At 48.1% G+C, this 6,125-nt stretch carries 4 pseudogenes; all 4 read right to left on the bottom strand.

Going from position 1 to position 6,125, the window contains the following annotated elements:
* Positions 1–205: 205 nt before the first annotated feature.
* Positions 206–1,754: pseudogene (locus BG74_RS09165) on the bottom strand (NAD-dependent malic enzyme); the annotation flags it as partial.
* A 71-nt stretch (positions 1,755–1,825) separates the two neighbouring features.
* A pseudogene (locus BG74_RS21030) lies at positions 1,826–1,912 on the bottom strand (hypothetical protein); the annotation flags it as partial.
* 284 nt (positions 1,913–2,196) lie between these two features.
* Positions 2,197–2,412 (bottom strand): annotated as a pseudogene (locus tag BG74_RS18420) (CidA/LrgA family protein); the annotation flags it as partial.
* Between the two features lie 3,012 nt (positions 2,413–5,424).
* Positions 5,425–6,125 (bottom strand): annotated as a pseudogene (gene metG, locus BG74_RS18415) (methionine--tRNA ligase); the annotation flags it as partial.

The following is a 6,125-nucleotide window of genomic DNA, read 5'->3' as shown; positions in this document are numbered from 1 at the left end:
CAGTACGAGAACGCCTGCGATAATTAACATGGTTAAAATCAGGCGTTTCAACATGCTATAGCCTCTGCCGATTCCTCCGAGAGTTTCATGGCTCCAAGGCTACTTTACCTTTCAAGCTGAAGCAAGGTGTGTAAGGAACAAGTCAGATCCATGCTGCAAAGTTGCCTGTTTACCGGTCGGGTTTCCACACTGGTTGATGGCGGGTTTAAAGAGAGGTGCGACGATAATTCGCGATATTGCGGATGCCAGAAATTATGCTCGATGGCAAGAGAAAGCGTTTCCTCGGAGGTCACCAATGCAACCCCGTGAACCTGCGCTGCCTTAGTGACCGCCATGAAAATCACACGTGAGACCCCGCCTGGATGTCGTTAATATCCGGCAACAGCGCGCCGCTGTAACCGTTGGCAAGTGGCAGAAATCCGCTAGCGCGCGGCCTGGCCACAATTAGCATAGTCTCCGTAATCTGGATTACGCCCACGAAGCCTAATACGCCCAAACCCGATACCGGGGAAATATAGGCGTTATTGCACTGAGCAATCAGGTAGCTTTTACCCTCTATCTTCACAAGCGTAAAGGGGCTGCCAGTCGAGACCAGCGACATACCGTCGGTCAAGAATAAAATGTCTTCCGACGTCGCTTCCACGCGCAATGTGGGATTGGACAGCGGCATCATAATGGGTCGCTCGCAGTGTTGGTGCATCTCCCGGATAATCTCTTCGGTAAACAGCACCGGCTGGCCGGAAACGCTAATCAATACTATGGGTCTAGCGTTACGTACCACATCTTACAGCGAACGAAATGGTATCGCTCTCCAGCGGCCAATCACGAATACTTTCGCTGGACTGGACCAGACGGCTTTGAAAATCTAGCAGATTAGCCAGTTTGTCGGTCAGCAGGCTAAGGCGATCGACCATCAGGATGCGGCGGTGAACATCGTCTTCTCTGAGATCCTCAGTGCGCATTTCCGCGATAATTTGTTCGGGATACCGCAACCGACAGAGCCTACGCTGAGAAACATCATCTTTTTATCGCGCAGGCCGTTACCCATGGCGCGTCTAGCGGCCAGTAGACAACCAAGCGTTACCGCGGCAGTACCCTGAATATCATCATTGAAGCAACATAATGCGCTGCAATAGTGGTTTAGTAACAGTATTCACTTTTTCTGGATGAAATCTTCAAGTTGTAGCAGCTATATTCGGCCAGCGGCGCTTTACCGCCTTAATAAAGGCGTCGATGAAATCATCATGTTGTTCGCCCGGTTGGTTATACGAGGCCGGCGCCAGCCCATATATAATGGGTCGTTGAGTAATTACTGATTATTAGTGCCGGCATCGAGCACGACCGGAAGGTTATACGCGGGACTTTATACCGCCGAAGGAAAGCGATAGCTTACCGATAGGGATACCTATGCCGCCGATCCCCTGATTTCCCAGGCCTAAGATGCGTTTACCGTCGGTCACGACGATAACTTTGTCATTTTGCTTGGTGGCGTTTTGCAGCATATCTTCAATTTTATCACGGTTATTATAGGAAATAAATACGCTACGCGAGCGGCGATAAATGTCGGAAAAATGCTCGCAGGCCTCGCCGACTATCTTGTATAAATAATCGACAGCATTTCGTCCAGGTATGTCGCAAGTAACTGATAAAAGCGTTTCATTCGTATCTTGAATATTTTACATATAAATGTAGCGATCGATATTGATGTGGAAATCCTGGTATTGACGCCAGGCGCGTTTCGCCTCCTCTTCAATAGCTACACCGTATCCGACAGCAAACCCTACAAATTGAAATTATCACACCCTTACAGGGAAATGTGCTGTCTTTATTCAGCAACTTTCAGCCCATGATCTATCCATACCACGGCGGAGAAATGATGGTCGATCTCATCGAGTAGCAGGTTTTGAATAGCGAGATCACGGGGGTTGAACGCGTCGGGAAGGTAGCGCGCTAGCTTCGCGGCGGGGAGCTAGGGCAGACAGAAAATTAAATTGGTGCCGCTGTTTAATTCATTCATGAACTGTCGGCAGTAGCAGGGTGTATAAAATTGGCCATCAATGCTCACAGACGTTTTTCTCCCCTCAGCTAGGCATGGGCAATGGCGCTTTGTTCCGCATGCATCGTTTGTTACAGCGGCGCGGCGTGAAATTCTATATTGGCACCGAAATACAGATTGCCGCTGATGTCGTGTGCGATAGCGGTAATCTGCTGATAATAATTCATTACCCCGACGCCGATAGGAACGAATAACGAATATAGCGCCATATAGCGGATTAACACTTAACAGCCGAGTTTTAACTACAGCAGTGGCATCAGTTGAAAAGAGAGCAACAGAAAAAGCAGTAACATACCGATAATGCTGCCGGGAATAACGAATAGCAGTAGAGCAGAAAAGAAGATGCCAGTGTACAAAAAAGGTAAATGAGGATACATTCCCGGACAATGGCTCAAGCATTGGGCAAAATCTTGCATATAGTAACTATCCTAGCGATGACACATTTATCATACAATTAAATGTTAACATATGCGATCTATCACAGACGGCCAGATGACGCTGCTAGAGTAGCAACTATGCTCGGCCCTAACACGGAGCCAGGGCGGCGCGCCCGTACTAGCGACGTGACCGTCACTATAGTCGTGTATAATCAACATTAGCCAATCCATGCTTGTCATCAAGAGCGCGTTTTTCAGCTCGGCGTGGTGTTGAATAAAATTATTTTCCTCTTTCTCAAAGATGGGGACGGAGACAAGTGCATTTTTTCGGCGTAGTGAGATAAATATCTTATCAGTCCATGATGGTGGTGCATGCTAATCAAGGAGAGATGTTCTCCCGAGTCAGTGGAATAGATCTTCTGCACCGGGGTCCCTATATCGTGGCGTATCGTATGGAGATGAACCAATTAGTAGGTAAGGAAAGCAGGATAATTTGCTTTATCAATTCATCATCAACTAAATGTTGCCTTTTATTCGCATTCTAGCATCCGGAACAATTCAAAAGATTGAACAAAGAATCCGTGATAACCACCAGGCCCTTAACGTAAACCTTGAGCCGCATAAAACGACGGCGTTTTTTTCAGCATGGTAGGCGATAGTAGAGTAATATTCGCCCTGAGTTTACCGTCTCCCATTCTCACTATAGCAATATTTGTATAATTAACCAAAGAAAATAATATCAATAAAGTCACTGGCCGCTCTACACGATGGCTTTAAATAACGCCATGTTTTGGGCGAGTGTGCTATCATCCATCTGACTGTTTGAAAAACAGGTTTAGAAAATCCGAAAAGGTGGTTGCGTTCGCCGCAATACGTTATTGTAACTGGCGTAAATTGGCTTTGATGTCCCCAAATAAAAACCGGCGTATTTCCTCGCCTCGCCCGCCAAATTCATGCGGTGCGGCCGTTATTTACTGCGGGGGACATGCGGCATATTAACAGTTTTTCGTTTTTCACGCTCAGCAATGGCTCAATAAAGGTAGCTTTTGGATGCGTTTCCCATGCTATGCTTATGCGTTGATCTGGGCTTGCTTCTGCTCTGGTCGTTAGGAGGGTGGTGCCATCCCGCTGATCCCACGGTTTTTCTAGATTGCTGGTCATTTTGCCCAAAAAGAAAAACCGCCTGCTATCGCTTTTGAAGTCCACCTCGTCGTTATAGCCACACCCCCGGTGCAGGGTGGTGTGCCGTCACTAGCGAGATGGCACAGGCCACGCGCTATTGCCCGAGTGTCAAACCTCTGGTCATGCCCCGCCAAAAATACCGGTGGCAACCGGGCGTCGGCATCAAAAATAACCCATGCTCCTTTCCGGCGTTTTATCTAGACTATCACGTCTGCGCGCGCCGCCAAAACCGAGCGTAATCCGGACTATGCATCACAGACCCGTATCTCGTTACTGAGGCTATGAAATATCAAGAAGCCTCATATAACCCCGCTATGGACAAATTTTCTCTATCATGTCACGGCTTGGCAGGTAGACGGCGTCCTAAAGGAAATCGGTACCTTTCCTGGGGGAGGAAGGTTATATTATAATCCCAACGGTCGGCAGGCCTGGGAATAGGGCCACCAGGGAAAGCACAATGGCCAAGACGTCATTCAGGTTGAACAGATGCCGCAAATCCAGGAGAAAGAGCTTCTAGAACGTTGGGAGAAACAACTGGGCTTCTGTCGTGGCCATTGCTTTTGGCATAGACCAGGGCGGGTAACACTAATTAAAATAGACCAACAATTCGGCAAAGCGTAGATCGAAGTCGATAAGATAGGGATTATCGACAAGTTCCCGGTATATTTCATACTGGCTATATAGGTTATAGTACTCGTTCAAATGACATTATTTTTTTTCGAGATTCGGTCGTAGTGCTTCTAAAGCGGCATATAGCTATTCGGCGGGATAAAACAGCGTCCGTTCCATAAAAGCGCTAGAAAATAGTGTTGGGCACTTTCTAATGTCAACAGCCATGAGAACGGATGGTAAAAATGTTGAAAGCGTTAGAGGAGCGGGCGCGCGTTGTCCTGAACAATATTCTACAGGAGTATATTTCCAATTCATACAGTAAAGTGTCAGGGGTAGCACGCCCTAATTTTTTCTGATACTTATTATGAAAACCCGACAGGGTTATCGCACCGTACAGGTAGTCCCACGAAATACTGCGCAACGTGTCGTTATATGATATCGTGGTTTCGATCGTGTCCGCCCAACAACGGCACATGGCGAGGGATAAGTAGTGCAATTGAAGACGACACTTCTTCACATTGTGTATTGATGCTATGTAGGTACTCTGAATTTCATCGATTTTGAGCAATAATTTTTTGATAAAGGTTCTATAAAAACGACTTAAAAGCAACGTGTCGGTGTTCATTTTTTTTATCATTAGCCAGCGTTTCCATTATGATGAGGTGAAAAATGCGGTTGAAAAACCCCGGGTTACGTTAGTGCCAATGAATTTTGCTAATAAAGGAACCTTGTGGACTGTAACGATGCAGGTATAGGAGAGTTTTGCGCGGTGAGGCGGGTAGTCGAACCATTGCTTGCGAGTCCAATTTTGCGGCGGCGCGGCAATAGCCGTCTGTGGTAAATGATTGCAGTGCGGCTGGAGCATTCCTCTCCAGCCGCACTGTCGTCATCGCCAAGTAGAGGTATTGTCAATCTCGTTATGAATGGAGGTAATACTGCGTTCGGCGTGAACGCCCGCAGCGGATAAGGACAAACAAGCCAGCAGCATTACAACACACATCTATGATTACTTTGTATTCGCATTCAGAGTAACGACTTTCCAGTAAACTGAACAGTAGCGGGTAGGAATAAGGTTTGTGAAATAAACGCGCGATGGATTGACGGTGGAAAAGAGTGGAGATCAATAGAATGAAAATGTCCGGGCAGCGGTGAAATAGCCACTGCTGCGCATTCTCGGACGGCAGTAGCTATTTCATCGCTGCCCGGGCTGAGCAGGAAAATATCTCGGGGTAGGCGGCCATCGCCATAACCATGCCTTCCGATAAGCCAAAGCGCATCTTACGCTGCGCCAGATTGGCTACTATTATCGTCAAGCGACTGAGGATCGGGATAGGCAGCGCGGATACCGGAGAACGCCTGATGGCTTGAACCGTCTAGATCAAACGTAAGCGTCAGCAAATTATCCGAACTTTCCACGTGCTCGGCGTGATTAATTAGCGCCATACGCATATCCACTTTGGCAAAATCATCAAACGCAATTGTGGCGGCGATAATAGGAGGAGGCCCGGTTTGCGCGTTTTTCGGCTCTACCGCCGGGGCGCTGGCCTCTGCCATTTCCTGACGCGATGCCTCAACAACGGCTTCCACTTGCGCCAGTTTGATCCGGCTGAATAGCGCCTTGAAAGGACTGATACGATGGGACACCAGCGGTGTGGAAACTGTGTTCCAGGTGAGCGGTGAAGCAAGGAAAACTTCCGTTCGCGCCGCCAGTGAGGGGAGCACCGGTTTCAAATAGGTCATCAGCACCCGGAAAAGCTGGATCCCCATCGAACAGATGTCCTGCAGATCCGCCTCACGGCCCTCCTGTTTCGCCACCACCCAGGGTGCCTGTTCATCCACATAGCGATTAGCCAAATCCGCCATGGTCATGATTTCGCGAATGGCGCGACTGGTTTCAC

Origin of the sequence: Sodalis-like endosymbiont of Proechinophthirus fluctus (assembly GCF_001602625.1) — a bacterium.
Lineage (GTDB): Bacteria > Pseudomonadota > Gammaproteobacteria > Enterobacterales > Enterobacteriaceae.
This window is presented reverse-complemented; position numbering and strand designations above follow the sequence as displayed.